Below are 19,514 nucleotides of genomic sequence, written 5' to 3'. Positions count from 1 at the left end.
GCACAGCATCGGTTGAGCGGCATCGCGACGCCGGGAGCCTCCGGACACCCCTTGGCGCGCGTCGCGATTTGCCAGGGATATGGAGACGACGAGCCGATCGCACAACCCCTTCACACGCTTATTTTTACTTCAGTAACGAACCGTCATCCGATGCCTCATGGCAGACCACGGCGCGATTGCGACCTGCCCGCTTGGCACGATAGCTGGCGGCATCGGCGCGTTCGATCACGGCGGCGATGCGCTGGTCGCCCTCACGCAAGCTGGTCAGTCCCAGGCTCAGCGTGACCCGATACGTTCGGCCTTCGTGTTGAACGTCGACGCGTCCCACGGCATCGACCAGGGCCCGGGCGATCTTCTCGGCGTGCTGCGGCGTACAGCTGGGCAGCAGCACCGCGAACTCGTCGCCGCCCTGGCGCGCCACGTGATCGCTGCCGCGCACCTCCCGGTCGATCACCCGGGCAATACGCCTCAGCATCACGTCGCCGAGGGCATGCCCCCCCTCGTCGTTGATCGGCTTGAAATGATCCAGATCGAACAGGATCAGCGAGGACGGCGTGCCCGTCTTGCGCCAGTCGACCAGCGCCTCCTCGAGGCGGCGCTCGAAGCCGCGACGATTGAGCAGCCCCGTCAGCGGATCGTGTTCGGCCTCCCACTGGCGCATCGCCTCCTCCTCGCGCCGCGCGGTGATGTCCTTCACCGTGCCGACGAAGCCCAGCGCCTCGCCCCCGTCGGCCACCGGCCCCGCATGCACCTCGAGCCACAGCAGCTCACCACCCTGCCGGCAATAGCGGAACTGCTGCTTGAGGCCCTCGCCACTCGCCATGTGATACCGCCAGAGCTCCAGCAGGGTATCCCGGTCATCGGGATGAACGTATGCCGCCCACTCCCTCCTGGCATCATCGACCCGCGAGAAGCCGGTCAGCTCGATCAGCACCGGATTCATGTACGTCATGTTGCCCGCCGTGTCGGTCACGAACATGCCGACGGGCGAGCTGGCCAGCACCGCGTCGAGGAAGGCCTGTCGCTGCTGCAGGCTGATCAGCGCCTGACTGCGCTCCACCTCGACGCGGTTGAACGTGTCCGCCACCTGCTGAAGCTCGTGCATCCGGGTCTTCAGCGTCACCCGCTTGCGCAGCCCACGGCCGACCTGCTCGATCTGCCGCTCGAGGCGCATGAGCGGCCTAAGCGTCAGCCACAGCACCCAGCCGATCATCGGCAGCAGCAGGCAGGCGACCGGCACGAACCACCACCCCAGGCGCTGCAACCAGCCCGCCAGCGGCGCCATGACCTGATCGCGGGGCAGCGTCACGCTGACGATCCAGTTGGCCGGCCAGATCTGGCGATAGGCCCGGTAGCCGATGCCGTGATCGGGCAAGGGCTCACGCACCTCGCCCTCCCAGCCGAGCAGGGCCAGGGACCGCGCGTCGCTCCGTTCATCCTCCGGCACCGTGCGCAGCACCTGGTCGTCCTCAGGGTGATAGAGATAGGTGCCGCCAACACTCATCACGCTGGCATAGCCCTGGTCGCCCAGTCTCAGGCGATCCAGGCGCCGGAAGAGGCGATCGCCGTTCAGATGGATGGCACCCCCGACCACCCCCATGAAGCGCCCCTGCGCATCCAGCCGCGGCACCGTGAACATGACCATCGGGATTTCGCTCATGAACGATACGAAGGGTTCGCTGACGTAGGGCTGACGGAAATCACGCACCTGCCGGAAGTAGTCGCGGTATGACAGGTCGACGCCTTGCGTGCCTGTCATTTCCGGCCATACCGCCATCACGCGGCCGTCGCCCCCCATGACGACGAGCCGATCGAACCACTCCAGCAGGGCAGCGTTGCCATGCAGCTGATCCTGGACGGTGGCCGCGCCCTGTTCGTCATCGAGCTCGGCGCCCAGACGCTCCAGGGCACCGAGGCGCGACTGCGCCTGGTTCGTCAGGTCGTCGGCGATCAGCCGTGCCTCATAGCGCAGATGCGTGTTGTTGGAGGACTCCAGCAAGTCATCGCCCGTTCGCCAGCCGAACAGGAGCAGCAGGGCCATCACCACGATCCAGGTAGCCAACAGCCCCAGCATCAGGCGCCCCTTGAGCGACTGGGCGTGACGCCGGTAGGACGAGAATGGATACGGCACGAATCATCTCCATATGACGGGCCACTGCCACTCTATCAGACCACGCGGAGTTTTCTGACCTCCCCTTTTGTCGACGCCTTGGGGCACCGATCCTCCTGCACCCGCTGTTGGCCGGCGACGCCGTAAGAAAGGCGGGAAGGAAGGCGGAACAACCGGGGCGAGACAGCATCGACCGGCCCGATGCGGAAGAGGCCTGGCGACCCACCTCGGTTCGGCGCTCGGCGGGTATCGGCACTATCAGGCTCGACCACCCTGTAAGGAAGGCGATGGCGGTGCCACTAATCAGGCAAGACCCGGCGACGGGTCCGGTGCCCTACTCCACTGAACCTAGAGGTGTCCCATGAACATCAAGATGATGATCGCAGGCTTCCTGACCATGCTGATGATGGGCGGTGCCGCCCACGCCATGGATTCCGAGGTGCTTCAGGAGAAGATGAACGAGATCAACCAGCGGGCCGATGAAGCCGCCGCCGAGGATCGTGTCGAGGCGCTGGAGCAGCAGGTGAAGGAGCTCCAGGAGCTGATCCACATGATGATGGAGGAGGAGACGGACAGCTGACGTACCGGCCGACAGCGAACGGGGCGCCGAGCGGCGCCCCTCTGTTCGATGCTCAGCGCTTCTCGACGCGAAGCTCGTAGTTGTTGACGCCTTCACGCGCGTTACCGAATTTCTGACCCTGCACCCGGATGCGATAGCGCCCCGGGGCCAGCTCGGTGGTCATGTCGACATCGCCGTCGAAGCCCTGACCGGCGCCCTCGGCCACCACGCTGCCCGAGGCGTCGAGCACTTCCAGCTCGATCCGGTAGGTGTCCTCGTAGCCGGTGGGGAAGGTCGAGGTGGTGATGGCGATGCTGCCCTGCTCGGCCACGTTGAAGGTCAGCACCTCGCCGCGGGCACGGATCTTCACGTCGGTCACGATGGTCTCGAAGCCGGCGCGCTGCGCAGGCTCGGCCTCCCGGGCCTGACGGGTGTCGCTTGCCGCCGAGTCGACGCTGCCGGAAGCGGCACCGGCCACGGCAGACCCGGCCGAAGCGGATCCGGCCGCAGCGGACGCCGAATCGCCGGTCGTTGCCGCCTGAGAGGTCGCGGCGCCGCCGCCGAGGGTCGCCACGGCATCGTCGCCGCGCACGAAGACGGAATCGCCGCCCTGGCGGTTCTGGCCGGTGAAGAAGATACCCTCGCCGTCGCTGACGCTGTCCTCGATGACGCGACCCTGGTCGTCCAGCCCGGCCACATGCACGGAAAAGCCATCGCCGGCCCTGCCGCGCGTGCCGAAGCGCTGCCCCTCCACGCGCAGCACATAGTCGCCCGGCGCCAGCTGCTGGCGCATCTCCAGGCCGCCGTTCTGGCCCAGCGCCTCGCTGCGGGCGATCACCTCACCGCGCTCGTTCTCGAGCACCGCAGCGATGCGGTAGTCATCGGAGTAGCCGGACGTTACCCGACTGGTGAACCGGTAACGCCCCGCCTCGTCCACCGTGAAGGCATGCTCGTTGACGCCACCGAACTTGAAGCTGCGGCTGTGCGCATCGGTCTCGGCATTGAAGAAGCCCGTCAGGTCCATGCCCTTGCCTTCCTCGCGGAAGCGCTCTTCCATCTCGCTGGCCAGCACCGGGGCGGCGGAGAGTGTCACGCCCAGTGCCAGCAGGCTCGCGGTCACGATCGGCCGTTTCATAACACCTCGCTTGCTCGCTTGTTGCCCTCAATAAAAAAGCCGATCCCGGGGGATCGGCTTTCGATATCAACCCTGCAGCAGGATACCCCTGCCAGCGGGATTAGAACAGGTAGGTCACGCCCACGCCGAAGCCGTCGTCTTCGTCGTTTTCCTGATCGTACATGGCCACTTCGGCCCAGGTGTACATGGCGTCGGAGATGTTGTAGGTGGCGCCCAGGATGACCTCGTTGTAGGTCTCGTCGCGATCCTGCTCGTCCTCGACGGACTGCTCGACCTCGTCGGCGAAATCATTGGCGCCCACGTCGACGTACTGGTAGGCGGCGTAGACGTCGCCCATGCCGTAACCGTAGCGGGCGCTGACGCCGTAGAAGTTGGTGTCCTGCGCATAGAAGTCACCGTCCACAGCGTCTGAATCGGAGTCGGCGTCGGAGACGAAGCGCTCCGCCTTCACGGCCAGGCGCAGGGTGTCGATGGTGTACTGGGCGGTGATGCCGTACTGGTCGCCAACACTGTCGACGTCGCCGTTCGCGTCGGTGTAAACGACGTTGTCCAGGTTGTCGTAGACCGCGGCGATGGAGAAGGCGCCCACGGTGTACTTGGCGCCACCGAAGAAGGAGGCGTTGCTGCTGCCCTGGTCGGCACGGCTGTCGAAGGAATCGGTATCACCCTTGTACTGGGTACCGACGGCGAACTGCAGGCCACCGAAGGACGGCGAGGTGTAGGTGATCTTGTCGGTCTGCTGGTCGCTGCCATCACCATGGCCATGACGGCTACCGGTGGAGTCGGAGGCGTCGAAGTACTCGTTGTTGGTCAGCGGATCCTGGATCCAGTCGTCGATCAGCTGGTCGTAGGAGCCGAGACGCACGTCACCGAAGTTGCCCTTCAGGCCGATATAGGCGGTATCGCCGGCATCGTCGTCATCAGTGGCGGTAGCCATTTCGTCGGCTTTGATGTCGTCGAACTCGAGCTTCAGGTAGCCGGTCAGGCCGTCGTAGATGACGTGCTCGGCGGCGAAGCCGAAGGTGGTGCCGTTATCACCGATGCCGTCTTCGCTTTCGCCATCCGCATTGTCGATGTCGGTGTAGGCAAGCTGGATGTTGCCGTAGATGTCGAGCTTGGTGCCGTCCTGGTTGTAGACGGTGGCGGCCTGGGCGCCGGAGGCGGCCATGGCACCGGCGATGGCAGTCGCTAACAGTGTCTTTTTCATTGCGATAATCCTTTTGACTAGCTTGCTGTTTCGATCGATGTCCGCGCGCTCTTTTCGAGTCTTTGCGGCGGGTTTGCCGGTCTTGTTGCCGGTTCTCGTTGGTGCTCGGTCCCTCTCGGGGGAGCGGCAGCAGCGAGCCTGACCACGGCGAAACCTTGTTATAGTCCAATGCTCGCAGAAGGAACTCTATACCGGGATTTACGGGAGCGCAACAAGAAAAAAACACTGTTTTCCTTCGTTACATCACCCGATCGCCGCCCGTTCCCACCACGATCGCGGCCAAGGCGCCTCATGACGCCCCACCGCCGCCACCTTCGTCAGACCAGACATGACGTCGGTGCATCACGCCACGATTCAACCTGTCCTAAAACAGTGTTCGGTAGCGATGAGCGAACTCATCATGCCGCGGCGATATGACGGTTTCAAGTCAGACAAACGACGCAATGCCCCGCCAGCGTCAACGCTGGCGGGGATGAGTTCAACGCGCGTTGTGGCGGGCCATCAGCTCACCGAGCTTGCGGTGAAGCCGATCGTCGGCGGGCTCGTCCGGAGGAGAAGGCTCCACGGCGGCGGCTCGGGAAGGGGGAGGCGTCGCGGGATCGGACGCTTGGGCGTCGCCCGTCGAGGCAGGGGATGAAGGCGGATCATTGCGCGACTTGTGCGGCTTCTTGCGGGGCCTGGCCGGCTTGCGCTGACGCTCGGCCTGGAGCTTCTCCAGCTTCCTGTGGGCATGATCGGCGGCACCGCGATCGACGCTGCCGGCAGGCGCACCCTCGAGGTCGATGCGCTCGGCGCCCTCGCGCACCGACTTGAGATAGCGCGGCAGGTTCACGTAGCAGGCCAGCGCACGGCGCACCAGCTTCACGGGCCAGGGCTCGAGGGCGCTGAGGTCCTCGTGAATGCCGACCTTGAGCGGCCGGGTATGGCCCTTGAAGAAGGCATCGCCGTAGCGCTGATACCACTGCGCCAGCAGCGCCTGGGGCGATGGCGCCTCCGGCTCGGCAGGCTCACCGGCCGGCGGCGCAGGGGCCGCATTCTGCTCATCGGCCTCCTCAGCCTTGTCGGCGGCGGGCGTCGCGGCACGATGATGATTCATCAGGGCGGAGAGCCCCCTGGCCTGACGATGCGGCGTCTCGGAAGGTTCCGCCCCCTTCTCGTCGAGCCGAGCCTGAAGCCGCCGGCCGTGAGCCTCGAGCTCGCGGCTCTGCTCGTCGAGCTCGCGATTTTCCTCGGCCAGCTCCAGCCTCGCCTCCTCGGACTCGACCAGCATCGCCTCGACCGCCTTGAGACGGCCTTCCAGCTCATCGCGCTGCGTCTGAGCCGCCTCGGCTCTCGCCTGCAGCTCGGCGTTGCGCGCCTCCAGGGCCTGACGGCCCTGCTCCAGCTCGGCCAGCCGGGTCTGCAGGGCCTGATGCTGCACCCGATCCTCGGCGCGCGCCTCGAGCAGGGCGTCGAGGCGAGATTCCAGGGCCGTCAGCAGACGACGGGGGCGTTCATCGATCAACTCCGGATCCTCCATGCATGCCCGGGGGAAGACAACATCCTTCGCGCGATCGACCCGCAGGCCGGCGGCGCCAGTCGTCAGTCTGTGTCACTCCGGGGAGTCTGGCAAACCCCGGCGCTGGTATTGCACGAAGTCATAGGCCGGCTGCCCTTCTGCGGGCTGCCCCGGCACGCGCTGGCGCTCTTCCCACTCGGCCGCGTCCAGCTCGGGGAAGCGGGCATCGCCCTCCACCTCGACGCCCACCTCGGTCAGGTAGAGCCGGCTCGCCTTCGGCAGCGCCTGGGCGTAGATCTGACCGCCCCCCATCACCATGATCTCGTCGACGCCGTCGATGGTGGCCTGCCGGTCGGCCAGCGCCAGCGCCGCGTCCAGGTCGTGGCAGACACGCACACCCTCGGGCTGGAAGGCGGGATCGCGGGTGACGACGATGTTGAGCCGCCCGGGCAGCGGCCGGCCAATGGACTCGAACGTCTTGCGGCCCATGACCAGCGGCTTGGCCTGGGTCATGCGCTTGAAGAACTTCAGGTCCTCGGGCAGGTACCAGGGCAGCTGGTTGTCCACGCCGATGACGCGGTTCGCGGACAGCGCGGCGATCATCGCCACCGGGACGAGCGTATCGTCGTTCATACGGCCACCTCTGCCTTGATGTGGGGATGCGGATCGTAGTCCTCGATGGCGATGTGCTCGAAGCGGAAGTCGAACAGATCGGTCACGCTCGGGTCGAGCACCAGTCGCGGCGCCGGGCGCGGGTCACGCGACAGCTGCTCCCGGGCCTGGTCGAGGTGATTCAGGTAGAGATGGGCGTCGCCCAGGGTATGCACGAAGTCGCCGGGCTCGAGGCCCGCGACCCGGGCGATCATCTGCGTCAGCAGCGCATAGCTGGCGATGTTGAAGGGCACGCCCAGGAAGATGTCGGCGCTGCGCTGGTAGAGCTGGCAGGAGAGCCTGCCGTCGGCCACGTAGAACTGAAACAGGCAGTGGCACGGCGGCAGCGCCATCTCGTCGACCAGCGCCGGATTCCAGGCCGAGACGATCAGCCGCCGCGAGCGCGGGTTGGTCCGCAGCTGCTCGAGCAGGTGGGCGATCTGGTCGACGTGGCCGCCGCGCGGGTCCGGCCAGCTGCGCCACTGGTAGCCATAGACCGGGCCCAGTTCGCCGTTTTCGTCGGCCCACTCGTCCCAGATGCGCACCCCGTTGTCCTTGAGGTAGGCGATGTTGGTATCGCCGGCCAGGAACCACAAGAGCTCGTGGATGATCGAGCGCAGGTGCAGCTTCTTGGTGGTGACGAGCGGGAAGCCGCGGGACAGATCGAAGCGCATCTGGTGGCCGAACAGCGAGCGGGTGCCGACGCCGGTGCGGTCGTCACGCTCCACGCCGTGATCGAGCACGGCGCGCATCAGGTCCAGATAGGGCTGTTCGAGGGCGGGAAGGGCGTTGGCGGTCACGGGCATGGTCGACGGCTGAAAATGGGCCACACATTCTACATGCCCGGGCGGTGGCCGCCCATAGCGGCCACCGCCCCGCTGTGGTCACGACTCGGCGTCGACCCTGGCATCCACCGGCCGGCCGCGGGACCAGGCCATCAGTGCCGCCCCGGCGATGATCATCGGCAGCGACAGCAGCATGCCCATGGTCAGCCAGTCGAAGGCGATGAAGCCGAGCTGCGGGTCCGGGCGGCGCACGAACTCCACGCCGAAGCGGAACACGCCGTAGAGGGTCAGGAACAGCCCCGAGACCAGGCCGCGACGCCGCGGCGTGGCCGAGACCCACCACAGCACCGCGAACAGCACCGCCCCCTCCAGCACCGCCTCATACAGCGACGACGGATGACGCGGCTCCGGCCCCTGACCGGGGAACACCAGCCCCCAGGGCAGCTCGGTGACCCGGCCCGGCAGCTCGTGGTTGATGAAGTTGCCGATGCGCCCCGCGCCCAGGCCGATCGGCACCAGCGGCGCGACGAAGTCGGTGAGGGTGAAGAACGCCAGTTGCTTCTTGCGGGCGAAGTAGAGCGAGGCCAGCAGCACGCCGATCAGGCCGCCATGGAAGCTCATGCCGCCGTCCCAGACGCGCAGGATCCACAGCGGGTCGGCCAGCCACTGGTCGAGGCCGTAGAACAGCGCATAGCCCAGCCGCCCACCGAGCACCACGCCCAGCGCGGCACAGAAGATCAGGTCGCCCACGTCGTCGCCGTTCAGGCCGATGCGAGGCGCGCGGCGGCGCCCCAGCCACCAGGCGGCGAGGAAGCCGATGACGTACATCAGGCCGTACCAGTGAACCTGGAGCGGCCCGAGCGAAATGGCCACGGGATCGATATCGGGGTAGCGCAGCATGAAAGCCTCGAACGATGCGGGGAAGGAATGACGATCAGGAGACCGGCCGCGGCGGCGCCGCGGCCGCGATCATAGCAGGAACTTGAGGCCGACCAGCACCAGCAGGCCGGCGAAGGCCAGGCGCAGCAGACGCGCGGGCAGGCGATGCGCCAGCTTCACGCCGACCCGGGCGAAGGGCACGCTGGCGATCACGATGCCGAGAAGGGCCGGCAGCATCACGTAGCCCATGGCCCCCGCGGGCAGCTCGGGCTGGCCCCAGCCGACCACGATGAAGGTCGCCGCCCCGAAGGCGGCGATCGGCAGGCCACAGGCCGAGGAGGTGCCGACGGCGCGGGTCATGGGGGCGCCGCAGCGGGTCAGCCAGGGCACGCTCAGGGTGCCGCCGCCGATGCCGAACAGCGCCGACACGCCGCCGATCACCACCCCGGCCAGCGCCATCGCGCCGCGGCCGGGCTGCAGCTGCCCGGGGCGCGGGCCGCGTCCCAGCGCCATCTTCGCGGCCACCGCCATCAGGAAGACGCCGAACAGCGTGCCCAGGGCGCCGCCGGACAGGCTGCCGGCGACGAACACCCCGGCGATCGCGCCCAGCACCAGCCCCGGCAGCAGCGCCAGGAACCAGCCGCGGTGGACGCTGCCGCGTCGATAGTGCCCCCAGGCCGACGAAGACCCGGTCACCACGATGGTCGACAGCGAGGTGCCCACGGCCAGATGCATGATCACCTCGGGCGCCACGCCCTGCAGCTCGAAGGCGAACACCAGCGCCGGCACGATGACCAGCCCGCCGCCGATGCCGAACAGCCCCGCCAGGGTGCCGGCCAGGCCGCCCAGCAGCACATAGCCCGCCCAGATCAGCAGCGCACTCATGCCTCCTCCTCCCGCGCCAGCCGCCCGGGCAGCCAGTGATCGACCCGATCCAGCAGATCCTGGGGCCGATAGGGCTTGGCCAGGTAGTCGTCCATGCCGGCCTCGCGGAAACGCTGCCGGTCCGCCTCGCCGGCGTTGGCGGTCAGCGCCACCAGCACGCTGCGTGCCCCGTCGCCCCGCTCGGCCTCGCGGGCCCGCCAGGCGCGACAGGTCGCCACGCCGTCCATGTCGGCCATGTAGATATCCAGGAACACCAGGTCGACGGGCGCCGCTTCGAGGTTGTCGAGCGCCTCACGGCCGCTGGTGGCGGTGACCACGTCCAGCCCCTGCCCCTCCAGCACCTTGCGCGCCAGCATCAGGTTGACCGGACCGTCATCGACGACCAGCACCCGGGCGGCCGCCGGAGGTGGCGGCATCGGCGCCCCCGCCTCGCGGGGGTCGGGGTCGCCGAGGTTCTCGAGCAGCACCGCGGTCTCCGACAGTCGCTCGCGCAGCCCCTCCAGGGCCTCTCGCTCCGCCTCATCGTCGGCGCGCTGGAAGCGCTCCCCCTTCAGCACCTCCGACACGGAGGCCATCAGCGGGTTGAGCATCTGCTGAAGATGGCTGAGATAGCCGGACTTGAGCCGCGATTCCTGCTGGGCACGCACGCGCCCGGTCTCGAGCCGGGCCAGGCGCCCCTGCTGGGCCTGCAGGTCATCGCTGAGCCGGCGCTCCACGCCGCGCACGGCCTCGAGCTCGGCCTGCCAGCGCTCGATCAGGGCATCGCAGCCTTCGGCCACGCTCTCGAGGCGTCGATGCAGCGGCAGGTCGGGGTCGGCGACACGCCCAGCGCCGACGGCATCGTCGCCGCCGCCGACCGTCAGGCGCTCACCGATCCTGGCGAAGGCCGCATCGACCCTCGCTTCCTCACCGCGCAGGCGCTGGCGCAGCAGCATCAGGAAGGCCGTCACGTTGAGGCCACTGCCGACCAGCAGCACCAGCAGCCACCAGAAGGTATCGCCCCAGGGCGCCGGCGAGAGGACCAGCCAGCGGCCGCTCAGGCCGACCGCCAGCCACAGCCCCACCATCACCACCTGCAGCGTCAGCAGCGGCCATAGTATGGGGGTGACCAGGCAGTACCAGGCCCGCTCCTTGTCTGTCTCGACACTCATCGTCATCCCTGTACCGCGTCGATTGTCGTCAGCAGAGTGTACGATGCCGAACGGGCCCTGTCATGACGGGGCTTTCCGCACGCCGGCCTCCGGGTTAGGCTGGCGGCCATGTGCCTGATCGCCCTCGCCCACCATCCCGATGCCTCCGTCGCGCTGCGCCTGGTGGCCAATCGTGACGAGTTCCACGCCCGTCCCACTGCGCCGCTGGCCGCCTGGGACGACGCTCCTGGCATCGTCGGCGGCCGCGACCTCGAGGCCGGAGGCGGCTGGCTCGCCGTGCACCGGCGCGGCCGCTTCGCCGCGGTGACCAACGTGCGCGATCCCCTCCTCGACGCGCCCGACGACGCCCCCAGCCGAGGCGACCTGGTGCGCTCGGCGCTCGAGTGCAATGACCTCGAGGGCTGGCTGACCGCGCTCGCCGACGGCGGCGCCCGGCGCTACGCCGGCTTCAACCTGCTGACCGGCGACGGCCGGCGGCTGTGGTATCTGCACCGGGGGCGCGACAAGGTGCGGCTCGAACGCCTGACCACCGGCCTGCATGGCCTCTCCAACGCCGAGCGGGATACCCCCTGGCCGAAGCTGCTGGCCGCCCGCCGCGGACTCGAACACAGCCTGGAAGATGGCCGCTGGCCGGAGGATGCGCTGACGCCTCTCGCCGACTCGCGCGAGGCCGAGGAGGCGCGGCTGCCGGACACCGGCGTGGGGCAGGAACTCGAACGCCGCCTCTCGGCGGCGTTCATCGTCGGCCCGGACTATGGCACCCGGGCCACCAGCTGGCTGGAGTGGCGAGCCGACGGTCGGCTGACCCTCGGTGAGCGACGCTTCGGCCCCGGCGGCGTCACGCTCGGCGACACGCAAATGACGCTCGACACGCCACCGCTGTCCGAGGCCTGCAGAGGCTGAGGCCGGCGTCAGGCGTCCTTGGGCGGCAGCAGGTGAGCGAGTTGCCACTCGTTCATACGCGCTTCCAGGCAGCGCCGTACGCCCAGCGGCGAGGCCTCGGCCAGCACTTCCTCGACCAGCGCCTGCGCCGACGTCTGACTGACGCGGCGGATGGCGGCGCGCACCTTGGGCAGGCTCGGCGCGTTCATCGACAGGGCATCGAAGCCCATGCCCATCAGCAGCAGGGCACCGGCCGGGTCCGCGGCCAGCTCGCCGCACACCGAGATCGGCACCTCCAGCGCCGACGCCTCCCGCGCCAGTCGCGCCATGGCCGACAGCACCGCCGGATGGCAGGCATCGTAGAGCTCCGCCACCCGTGGATTGTTGCGATCCACCGCCAGCAGGTACTGGGTCAGGTCGTTGCTGCCGACCGAGAAGAAGTCCACCCGCTCGGCCAGCGCATCGAGCTGATAGAGGGTCGCCGGCACCTCCAGCATCGCCCCGACCCGCGGCCTGACCACCTGGACGCCGTCCTCGCCGAGCTCGCGAATGGCCCGGTCCAGCAGCTTCAACGCATCATCGACCTCGTCGACATTGGTGATCATCGGCAGCAGGATCTGCAGGTTGTCGAGGCCCTGGGAGGCGCGGAGCATGGCCCGCAGCTGGACCATCAGCACCTCGGGGTGATCGAGGGTGACACGGATGCCGCGCCAGCCGAGGAAGGGGTTGGCCTCCTCGATGGGAAAGTACGGCAGGTCCTTGTCGCCGCCGATGTCCAGGGTGCGCATCACCACCGGCAGCGGCGCGAAGCCCTCGAGCTGCTCGCGGTAGAGTTTGGTCTGCTCCTGCTCGCCGGGGAAGCGCTCGGTGATCATGAACGGCACTTCGGTGCGATACAGCCCCACCCCGGCGATGCGCGACTTGAGCGACGCCATGGCATCCACCGCCAGGCCGGTATTGACCAGCAGCGGCACGTCGTGACCGTCCGGGGTGCGACTGGGCAGGTCCTGCTCGTTCTCTAGCAGCTCGGAGAGCGCCCGCTCCTCCTCGATCAGCCCCTCGTAGTGGCTCTCGATATCGGGGCTCGGGCGCACGAACAGCCGCCCGCGGTGCCCATCGAGCACCAGCCGGGCGCCGTTGAGCCGCGGCAGCGGCAGATCGACCATGCCCAGCACGGTGGGAATGCCCATGGCGCGCGCCACGATCGCCACGTGGGCGGTGCTGGAGCCGCGCACCGAGACGATGCCCGCCAGCTTGTCCCGCGGCACCTCGCCGAGCATGGCCACGCTGATCTCGTCGCTGACCAGCACGGTGCGCTCGGGATACACATCGGGCGTCGCGGAGGTGTTTTCCTGAAGGTGGGCCAGCACCCGACGCCCCAGGTCGCGCACGTCGGCCGCGCGCTCGCGCAGGTAGTCGTCGTTCACTCGCTCCAGGTACTGCACATGGCGACGCACCACGTCGGCCAGCGCCCCGGGGGCCCACTGCCCCTCGCGGATGCGCTTGACCACCTCCTGGAACAGCGCCTCCTCGCCCAGCATCTGCTGATAGACGTCGAACAGCGCCAGCTCCTGGGCGGAGATGCGATTGGCCAGGCGCTCGCCCGCCGCACGGATCTCGTCACGGACCCGGCCGATCGCCTCCTTGAGGCGCGCGATCTCGTATTCCTCGTCGGTGGGGATGAGGTCGGGCACGCTGTCGAGATCGGCCGGCGGCGCGATCACCACCGCCTCGCCGATGGCCATGCCCGGCGAGGCGGCGACCCCGGTGAAGGTGGCCTGACCACCGGGCAGCGACGGCCGGGTCAGGCTGCCGGTGGCCAGCGCATGGGCCAGCACCCCGGCCAGCTGGGCAGCCATGGTGACCAGGAAGGCCTCGTCGGCCTCGTCGAAGCGGCGCTTGTCGGACTGCTGCACCACCAGCACGCCGAGCATGCGGCGCTGGTGGATGATCGGCACGCCGAGGAAGCTGGAATAGCGTTCCTCGCCGGTGGTCTCGAAATAGCGGAAGAAGGGATGGGCGCGGGCATCTTCCAGATTGAGGGGCTCTTCCCGCTGGGCCACCAGCCCGACCAGCCCCTCCCCGATCGGCAGGCTCACGTGGCCCACGGCCTGGGTCCGCAGGCCGATGGTCTCCATCAGCACCAGGCGGTCGAGCTGGGTGTCGAAGAGGTAGAAGGAGCATACGTCGGTGCGCATGGCCTTGCGGATGCGCCGCACCATGGTCGACAGGGCGGCCTCCAGATTGCGAGCCCCGTTGACCTCCAGGATGATGCGGCGCAGCACCTCGAGCATCGGCGTCTTGCTGTCCATTGTCGTTATGCCTCGCTGAGGGTATTGCCGGGGCCGTCCCCGGCGCGTGTCGTGGCGTCAGCCATGCCCCAGGGCGAGGCGCTGGGCGCGCGGCGACAGCTCGCGCAGCGCGCGCCGGTAGACCTCGCGCTTGAAGGGCACCACCTGGCCCAGCGGATACCAGTAGCTGACCCAGCGCCAGCCATCGAATTCCGGCTTGGCCGCACCGCCATCCATGCTGATACGGGTCTCGCCACAGCGGATCCTGAGCAGGAACCACTTCTGCTTCTGGCCGATGCATACCGGCCGGGAACGGGTTCTCACCATGCGGCGCGGTAGGCGGTAGCGCAACCAGCCTCGAGTACAGGCAAGCACCTCGACGTCGTCGGCGGTCAGGCCGACCTCCTCGTAAAGTTCGCGAAACAGTGCCTGTTGGGGTGTTTCGTTCGCCTTGATGCCTCCCTGGGGAAACTGCCAGGCGTTCTGCCCTACGCGACGCGCCCATAGCAGTTGCCCTGCGTCGTTGGCGAGGATGATGCCAACGTTGGGGCGAAAGCCATCTGCGTCGATCACGGACTTCACCTTATGAATCCAGTCTTCACTGCATTCTTCCACAAGGCCGTGAAACGTATCAATACGCCAATGGGGCCACGCTCGTAGGGGGCCGGCGCTTCTGCCATAATCGCCAGCTCGACGTGCCCCCGACAACGATGCGACCCGACCGACAAGAGGAAAGCCGTGAGCCTCGCCATCTTCGACCTGGACAACACCCTGCTCTCCATCGACAGCGACCACGCCTGGGGAGAATTCCTGCTCGAGCAGGGCGCCGTGGACCCGGTGGCCTACAAGGAGGCCAACGACCGCTTCATGGCCGACTACGAGGCCGGCACCCTGGACATGGGCGAGTTCCTGGCGGTGGCGCTCAAGCCGCTGGCCGAGAACTCCCCGGCGCAGCTGGCGGCGTGGCACCAGCAGTTCATGGCCAGCAAGATCGAGCCGCACATCCTGCCCCGCGGCGAGGAGCTGATCGCGCGCCACCGGGCCAGCGGCGACACCCTGCTGATCGTCACCGCCACCAACCGCTTCATCACCGGCCCGATCGCCGAGCGCCTGGGCGTCGACGACCTGATCGCCGTGGAGCCGGAAATGGTCGACGGCCGCTACACCGGCCGCGTCAGCGGCGTGCCCAGCTTCCGCGAAGGCAAGGTGACGCGCCTGGAGCAGTGGCTCGAGCAGCGCGAGCTCTCGCTGCACGGCGCCTGGTTCTACAGCGACTCCCACAACGACCTGCCGCTGCTGGAGCTCGTCGACCACCCGGTGGCCGTGGACCCGGACGCCTCGCTGCGCGAGGCCGCCGAGCGGCGCGACTGGCGGATCATCAGCCTGCGCGACTGAGCCGGCCCGGCGTCGCCGGGAACCGCAGACGGCAAGGCGACGGCGTGAAACGGCTGGAAGCAAAAGAAAAACCCGAAGGCCATGGCCTTCGGGTTTTCTTGTCACTCGGCGCTTGTCGCTCGGCGCTCAGCCCAGCAGGTGCTCCACCGCGGCGCGCTCTTCGCGCAGCTCGTTCTCGGTGGCGGTCATGCGCTCGCGGCTGAAGTCGTCGACCGCCAGGTCCTGCACGATCTCGTACTTGCCGTCCTTGCAGACCACCGGGTAGGAATACATGATGCCCGGCTCGATGCCGTAGCTGCCGTCGGCCGGGATGCCCATGCTGACGATGCCGTCGCTGCCCAGCGCCCAGTCACGCATGTGGTCGATGGCCGCGGACGCCGCGGACGCGGCGGAGGAAGCACCGCGGGCCTTGATGATGGCCGCGCCGCGCTGCTGCACGGTGGGGATGAAGTCGTTCTCGTACCAGTCGCGCTCGACCAGTTCGAGGGCCGGCTTGCCATCGACCTTGCAGTGGGCCAGGTCCGGATACTGGGTGGCACTGTGGTTGCCCCACACGATCATCGAATCGACGTCGGTGCTGTGCTTGCCGGTCTTCTGGGCCAGCTGGGTCAGGGCGCGGTTGTGGTCCAGACGCATCATCGCGGTGAACTGGCCGGCATCGAGGTCCGGCGCGTTGCAGGACGCGATCAGGGCGTTGGTGTTGGCCGGGTTGCCCACCACCAGCACGCGCACGTCGCGGCTGGCGACGTCGTTCAGGGCCTTGCCCTGGGCGGAGAAGATCGCGGCGTTGGCTTCCAGCAGGTCCTTGCGCTCCATGCCCGGACCGCGCGGACGGGCGCCGACCAGCAGGGCGAAATCGGCATCCTTGAAGGCGACGTTGGGGTCGTCGGAGGCGACGATGTCCTGCACCAGCGGGAAGGCGCAGTCGTTGAGCTCCATCACCACACCGTTGAGCGCATCCATGGCCGGCGTGATCTCGAGCAGCTGCAGGATGACCGGTTGGTCCTTGCCGAGCATGTCGCCGGAGGCGATGCGGAACGCCAGGGAGTAGCTGATCTGGCCGGCAGCGCCGGTAATGGCAATACGGACGGGGTCTTTCATCGTGGCTCCTTCGGTTGTCGCCGTGAGGATCGGCCGGGGCGCCTGGGCGGCCCGGCCAGGATCAAAACCGAGGGAAATGGTATGCCTGCGCTGCACAAAACTCAATTCGACGTGCGACGCACGCGCAGCAGGCAGGCATCAGGCGCCGCTGGACGCCCTCGCCTCGGGGGCATGGGCGGCGTGGAGCCGGGCGATCAGGCGGTCTTCCAGCGAGAAGCGCTCACCCAGGCCCTTGGACAGGCGGTCCAGCCAGGCCGGCAGCCGCGTCAGGTAGTGCTGGCAGCGCACCGGCGTGGCGTAGTCCTCGTCGAAGGCCAGCACCAGCTCGGTGGACATCTCGAGGCGTTCGAGCAGGCGCTCGGCAAGGTCGAGGGCGCCGCCGTCCTCGAAGGCCTCGGCCTCGGCCTTGAGCTGGGGGTAGATCTCGAAGTGCCCGGCGCTGATGTAGTCCATCAGCAGCTCGCTGAAGGCATCGATGCGCGGCTTGGTGACCTCCTCCGGGTCGGCATCACAGGCCGCCTTGAGCTCGTCGAAGTTCGCCAGCAGCGTGCGCCGCTCGCCAAGCCAGCGATCGATCAACCTGTGAACGCCCCCCCAGCGCTCCTGCGCGCTCTTGCAGTCTTCCAGCATGGTGCTTCCCTCGCTCGATGGAACCGACCGCGGACACCCAACCGCCCGGTCTGGAGACTCAGAGTCCTCCCTGGGGCGGGCGCTGTCAATCCTGCTTCGCCTCCTCCGACCAACGATAGCCGTGATGGGACTGCAGGGCCCGCCACATCAGGCCCAGCGGCGCCAGCGCCAGCACCACGAAGCCGATCAGCGTCCAGCCCGGCAGCGACAGTCCGAGGAAGCGCGCGCTGATCTCGGCGCACTCGCCGGAGGCGCTGAGCACCATGGTCACCACCTGCTGCAGCGGCAGCACTTCCATCATGTAGTCGAGGCCGGGGCCGCAGGTCGGCACCTGGTCGGCAGGCAGCGACTGCAGCCACAGGTGGCGGCCGGCCAGGCCGATGCCGGTGCCCACCGCCAGCAGCGAGAGCAGCCCGTAGAGCGCCGCCCCGAGCCGGCCCTTGGGATCGTGCAGCGCCGCCACGGCGAACACCACGCCGGCGGCGATCACCGCCACCCGCTGGAAGATGCACAGCGGACAGGGCTCGAGCCCGCCGACATGCTCCAGCCCAAGGGCCACCGCCATCATCAGCACGCAGAAGGCCAGGCCGGCCAGGCTCCAGCCGCGCACGCGCGCCTCGCGCAGCATCTCGATCATGTCCGTTCTCCCGAACGCAGCGGGCTGAAGGCGCGCGACTCCCGCGCCCGGGCGAAGTAGTCGGCCAGGAAGTCGGCGAAGGACTCGACGTCGGCGGCCTCGATGTCGCCCTGCTGGTGATGGGAGGTCTCCATCAGCTGGTCGAACAGCGCCCCGCGGGCGCGCTCGATGGGTTCCTCGCGCAGGCGCTCGCCCTGCTCGCCGGCCAGCGCCAGGATTGCCTCGACAAACTCCTCGCCGCTGCTCTCCAGGCGTTCGAGCAGGCGGCCGGACGGCGTCAGCGACGGATCCTCGAGCCGCGGCGCCAGCGCCGCCAGGGCGTCGGCGTGGGGCGTGCCCTCCTCGAGGCGATCCAGCAGCGCGGCGATCTCGCCGAGCCCTTCAAAGATCTCTCCGCCCCAGTCGGCGATCGAGCGCTTGGCGCCGTGGTGGTCGAGGCGCAGCTCCGGGTCGCGCCCGCGGGACACCACCAGGCGGCGGTTGAAGTCCAGGTGCTCGCACTCCTCGTCGGAGATCCAGGGGCTGTCGGTGAGCAGGCACCACAGCAGGAAGACGTCGATGAAGCGACTCTGGTGGGCGTCGATGCCCAGCGGATCGAAGGGATTGAGGTCCAGGCAGCGCACCTCGATGTACTCCACGCCGCGAGCCTCCAGCGCCTGACTGGGCGTCTCGTCGTGACGCGCCACTCGCTTGGGCCGGATGTCGCTGTAGTACTCGTTCTCGATCTGCAGGATGTTGGCGTTGAGCTGGTACCACTCATCGTCCACCCGCACGCCGCGGGCCTCGTAGTCGGGCCAGGGCGTGAAGATGGCGTGGCGCAGGGTGTTGACGTAGTTCGACAGCGAGTTGAAGCAGATCTTGAGCTGCTCCTGCACCTTGTTCTGGTAGCCCAGGTCGGACATGCGCAGGCTGGTCGCATGGCGCGAGACCAGCGTCTCGTCGCCGTGGGCCTCGAGCCCCTCCGGCACCCGGCCGTCGGGCAGGAAGCTGCGGTCGACCGCCGGCGAGGCGCCGAACAGGTACAGCAGCAGCCAGCTGTGGCGGCGGAAGTTGCGGATCAGCGCGAAATAGCGCGCCGAGCGATAGTCCTGCATCGCCGTCTCGCCCTCGCCGTCCAGCTCGCGCAGCAGCGTGAACAGGTCGTCGGGCAGCGAGACGTTGTAGTGCACCCCGGCGATCGCCTGCATGATCCGCCCGTAGCGCACGTCCAGGCCACGGCGATAGACGTGCTTCATGCGCCCCACGTTGGAGTCGCCGTAGTCGGCGATCGGCACGCTGTCGTTGCCGTCGAGCCGGGCCGGCATGCTGGCCGGCCAGATCCGCTCCTCGTCCAGCTGGCGATAGCTGAAGCGGTGCAGGTCGGCGAGGAAATCCAGGGCGTCTTCCGGGCGGCTGTAGACCGGCGTGATGTACTCCAGCAGCGCCTCGGAGTAGTCGGTGGTGATGTGCGGATGGGTGAGCTTGGAGCCCAGCGCCCGGGGATGCGGGCTCTGGGCGATGCGCCCCGCGGCGTCGACGCGCAGCCCTTCCTTCTCGATGCCGCGGCGCAGACGACCGAAACGCCCCTGGTCGGCCAGCCGGCCGAGGCGCTCGATGTGGGGGGAAAGCGGTTCGGACAAGGTGATCACCCCGTGTCGGGGACGCCGGTGCCGGCATCCCGGTGGACGTTTCGGGCGCCTCGGCACCCGCAAAGACCTCAGATTATGGTGCCGAAACTC

18 protein-coding genes are annotated in these 19,514 nt (G+C 68.3%); 3 read left to right on the top strand and 15 right to left on the bottom strand.

All coding sequences use genetic code 11. The annotated features are described in order from the left end of the window. Window positions 1-124: 124 nt before the first annotated feature. Complete coding sequence (locus tag FIU88_RS04010) at window positions 125-2,131, bottom strand: diguanylate cyclase (RefSeq protein WP_152478277.1); 2,007 nt, start codon at window positions 2,129-2,131, stop codon at window positions 125-127. A 340-nt stretch (window positions 2,132-2,471) separates the two neighbouring features. Here FIU88_RS04010 and FIU88_RS04005 point away from each other — a divergent pair, with 340 nt between their 5' ends. Then, complete coding sequence (locus tag FIU88_RS04005; protein WP_016856131.1) at window positions 2,472-2,690, top strand: hypothetical protein; 219 nt, start codon at window positions 2,472-2,474, stop codon at window positions 2,688-2,690. 52 nt (window positions 2,691-2,742) lie between these two features. Here FIU88_RS04005 and FIU88_RS04000 read toward each other — a convergent pair whose 3' ends face one another. The 8 genes from FIU88_RS04000 to FIU88_RS03965 all read right to left on the bottom strand — a co-directional run bounded on the left by FIU88_RS04000 (window position 2,743) and on the right by FIU88_RS03965 (window position 10,860). Further along, entirely contained in the window at window positions 2,743-3,804 is a 1,062-nt protein-coding gene (locus tag FIU88_RS04000) for a hypothetical protein (RefSeq protein WP_152478276.1), read from the bottom strand. 100 nt (window positions 3,805-3,904) lie between these two features. Then, window positions 3,905-5,011, bottom strand: a complete 1,107-nt coding sequence (locus FIU88_RS03995; protein ID WP_152478275.1) for a porin — start codon at window positions 5,009-5,011, stop codon at window positions 3,905-3,907. A gap of 478 nt (window positions 5,012-5,489) precedes the next feature. Further along, window positions 5,490-6,515, bottom strand: coding sequence for a ProQ/FINO family protein (locus FIU88_RS03990; RefSeq protein WP_253742704.1), 1,026 nt, complete (start codon window positions 6,513-6,515; stop codon window positions 5,490-5,492). Window positions 6,516-6,602: 87 nt separating this feature from the next. After that, window positions 6,603-7,142: a dihydrofolate reductase gene (locus tag FIU88_RS03985; protein WP_016856136.1), complete on the bottom strand. Its 540-nt coding sequence runs from the start codon at window positions 7,140-7,142 to the stop codon at window positions 6,603-6,605. Then, complete coding sequence (locus FIU88_RS03980; RefSeq protein WP_152478274.1) at window positions 7,139-7,966, bottom strand: thymidylate synthase; 828 nt, start codon at window positions 7,964-7,966, stop codon at window positions 7,139-7,141. The genes FIU88_RS03985 and FIU88_RS03980 overlap by 4 nt, the downstream gene beginning before the upstream one ends. 78 nt (window positions 7,967-8,044) lie before the next feature. Then, on the bottom strand, window positions 8,045-8,845 hold the full coding sequence (lgt, locus tag FIU88_RS03975) for a prolipoprotein diacylglyceryl transferase (protein WP_152478273.1): 801 nt from the start codon (window positions 8,843-8,845) through the stop codon (window positions 8,045-8,047). 69 nt (window positions 8,846-8,914) lie between these two features. Beyond that, entirely contained in the window at window positions 8,915-9,709 is a 795-nt protein-coding gene (locus FIU88_RS03970; RefSeq protein WP_016856139.1) for a sulfite exporter TauE/SafE family protein, read from the bottom strand. Beyond that, complete coding sequence (locus FIU88_RS03965; RefSeq protein ID WP_172977654.1) at window positions 9,706-10,860, bottom strand: response regulator; 1,155 nt, start codon at window positions 10,858-10,860, stop codon at window positions 9,706-9,708. Before FIU88_RS03965 ends, FIU88_RS03970 begins: the two co-directional genes overlap by 4 nt. Window positions 10,861-10,968: 108 nt before the next feature. Here FIU88_RS03965 and FIU88_RS03960 point away from each other — a divergent pair, with 108 nt between their 5' ends. Beyond that, window positions 10,969-11,763 carry an NRDE family protein gene (locus FIU88_RS03960; RefSeq protein ID WP_152478271.1) on the top strand — a complete coding sequence of 265 codons (795 nt, stop codon included), beginning with the start codon at window positions 10,969-10,971 and terminating at the stop codon, window positions 11,761-11,763. A gap of 8 nt (window positions 11,764-11,771) precedes the next feature. On the opposite strand, the gene ptsP is transcribed toward FIU88_RS03960, so the two are convergent. Beyond that, window positions 11,772-14,036 (bottom strand): phosphoenolpyruvate--protein phosphotransferase, encoded by a 2,265-nt coding sequence (gene ptsP / locus FIU88_RS03955; protein WP_152480117.1) that lies wholly within the window; start codon window positions 14,034-14,036, stop codon window positions 11,772-11,774. A gap of 75 nt (window positions 14,037-14,111) precedes the next feature. Then, on the bottom strand, window positions 14,112-14,606 hold the full coding sequence (locus FIU88_RS03950) for an RNA pyrophosphohydrolase (protein ID WP_040478547.1): 495 nt from the start codon (window positions 14,604-14,606) through the stop codon (window positions 14,112-14,114). A gap of 165 nt (window positions 14,607-14,771) precedes the next feature. Here FIU88_RS03950 and FIU88_RS03945 point away from each other — a divergent pair, with 165 nt between their 5' ends. Next, complete coding sequence (locus FIU88_RS03945; RefSeq protein WP_016856145.1) at window positions 14,772-15,428, top strand: HAD family phosphatase; 657 nt, start codon at window positions 14,772-14,774, stop codon at window positions 15,426-15,428. A gap of 126 nt (window positions 15,429-15,554) precedes the next feature. Here the strand turns inward: FIU88_RS03945 and FIU88_RS03940 are convergent, their stop codons facing one another. The 4 genes from FIU88_RS03940 to gshA all read right to left on the bottom strand — a co-directional run bounded on the left by FIU88_RS03940 (window position 15,555) and on the right by gshA (window position 19,415). Next, on the bottom strand, window positions 15,555-16,529 hold the full coding sequence (locus FIU88_RS03940) for a malate dehydrogenase (RefSeq protein WP_016856146.1): 975 nt from the start codon (window positions 16,527-16,529) through the stop codon (window positions 15,555-15,557). 138 nt (window positions 16,530-16,667) lie between these two features. After that, the gene (gene rsd / locus FIU88_RS03935) at window positions 16,668-17,159 is read right to left on the bottom strand and encodes a sigma D regulator (RefSeq protein ID WP_016856147.1); all 492 of its coding nucleotides are present in this window, start codon (window positions 17,157-17,159) and stop codon (window positions 16,668-16,670) included. An 85-nt stretch (window positions 17,160-17,244) separates the two neighbouring features. Next, complete coding sequence (locus FIU88_RS03930; RefSeq protein WP_152478270.1) at window positions 17,245-17,796, bottom strand: disulfide bond formation protein B; 552 nt, start codon at window positions 17,794-17,796, stop codon at window positions 17,245-17,247. Then, window positions 17,793-19,415, bottom strand: coding sequence for a glutamate--cysteine ligase (gene gshA / locus FIU88_RS03925; RefSeq protein ID WP_253742703.1), 1,623 nt, complete (start codon window positions 19,413-19,415; stop codon window positions 17,793-17,795). The genes FIU88_RS03930 and gshA overlap by 4 nt, the downstream gene beginning before the upstream one ends. Window positions 19,416-19,514 lie beyond the last annotated feature (99 nt).

The organism is Halomonas sp. THAF12, from assembly GCF_009363675.1.
Classification (GTDB): Bacteria; Pseudomonadota; Gammaproteobacteria; order Pseudomonadales; family Halomonadaceae; genus Halomonas; species Halomonas smyrnensis.
Note: the sequence above shows the minus strand (reverse complement) of the source record. Positions and strands in the feature narration are given on the sequence as shown.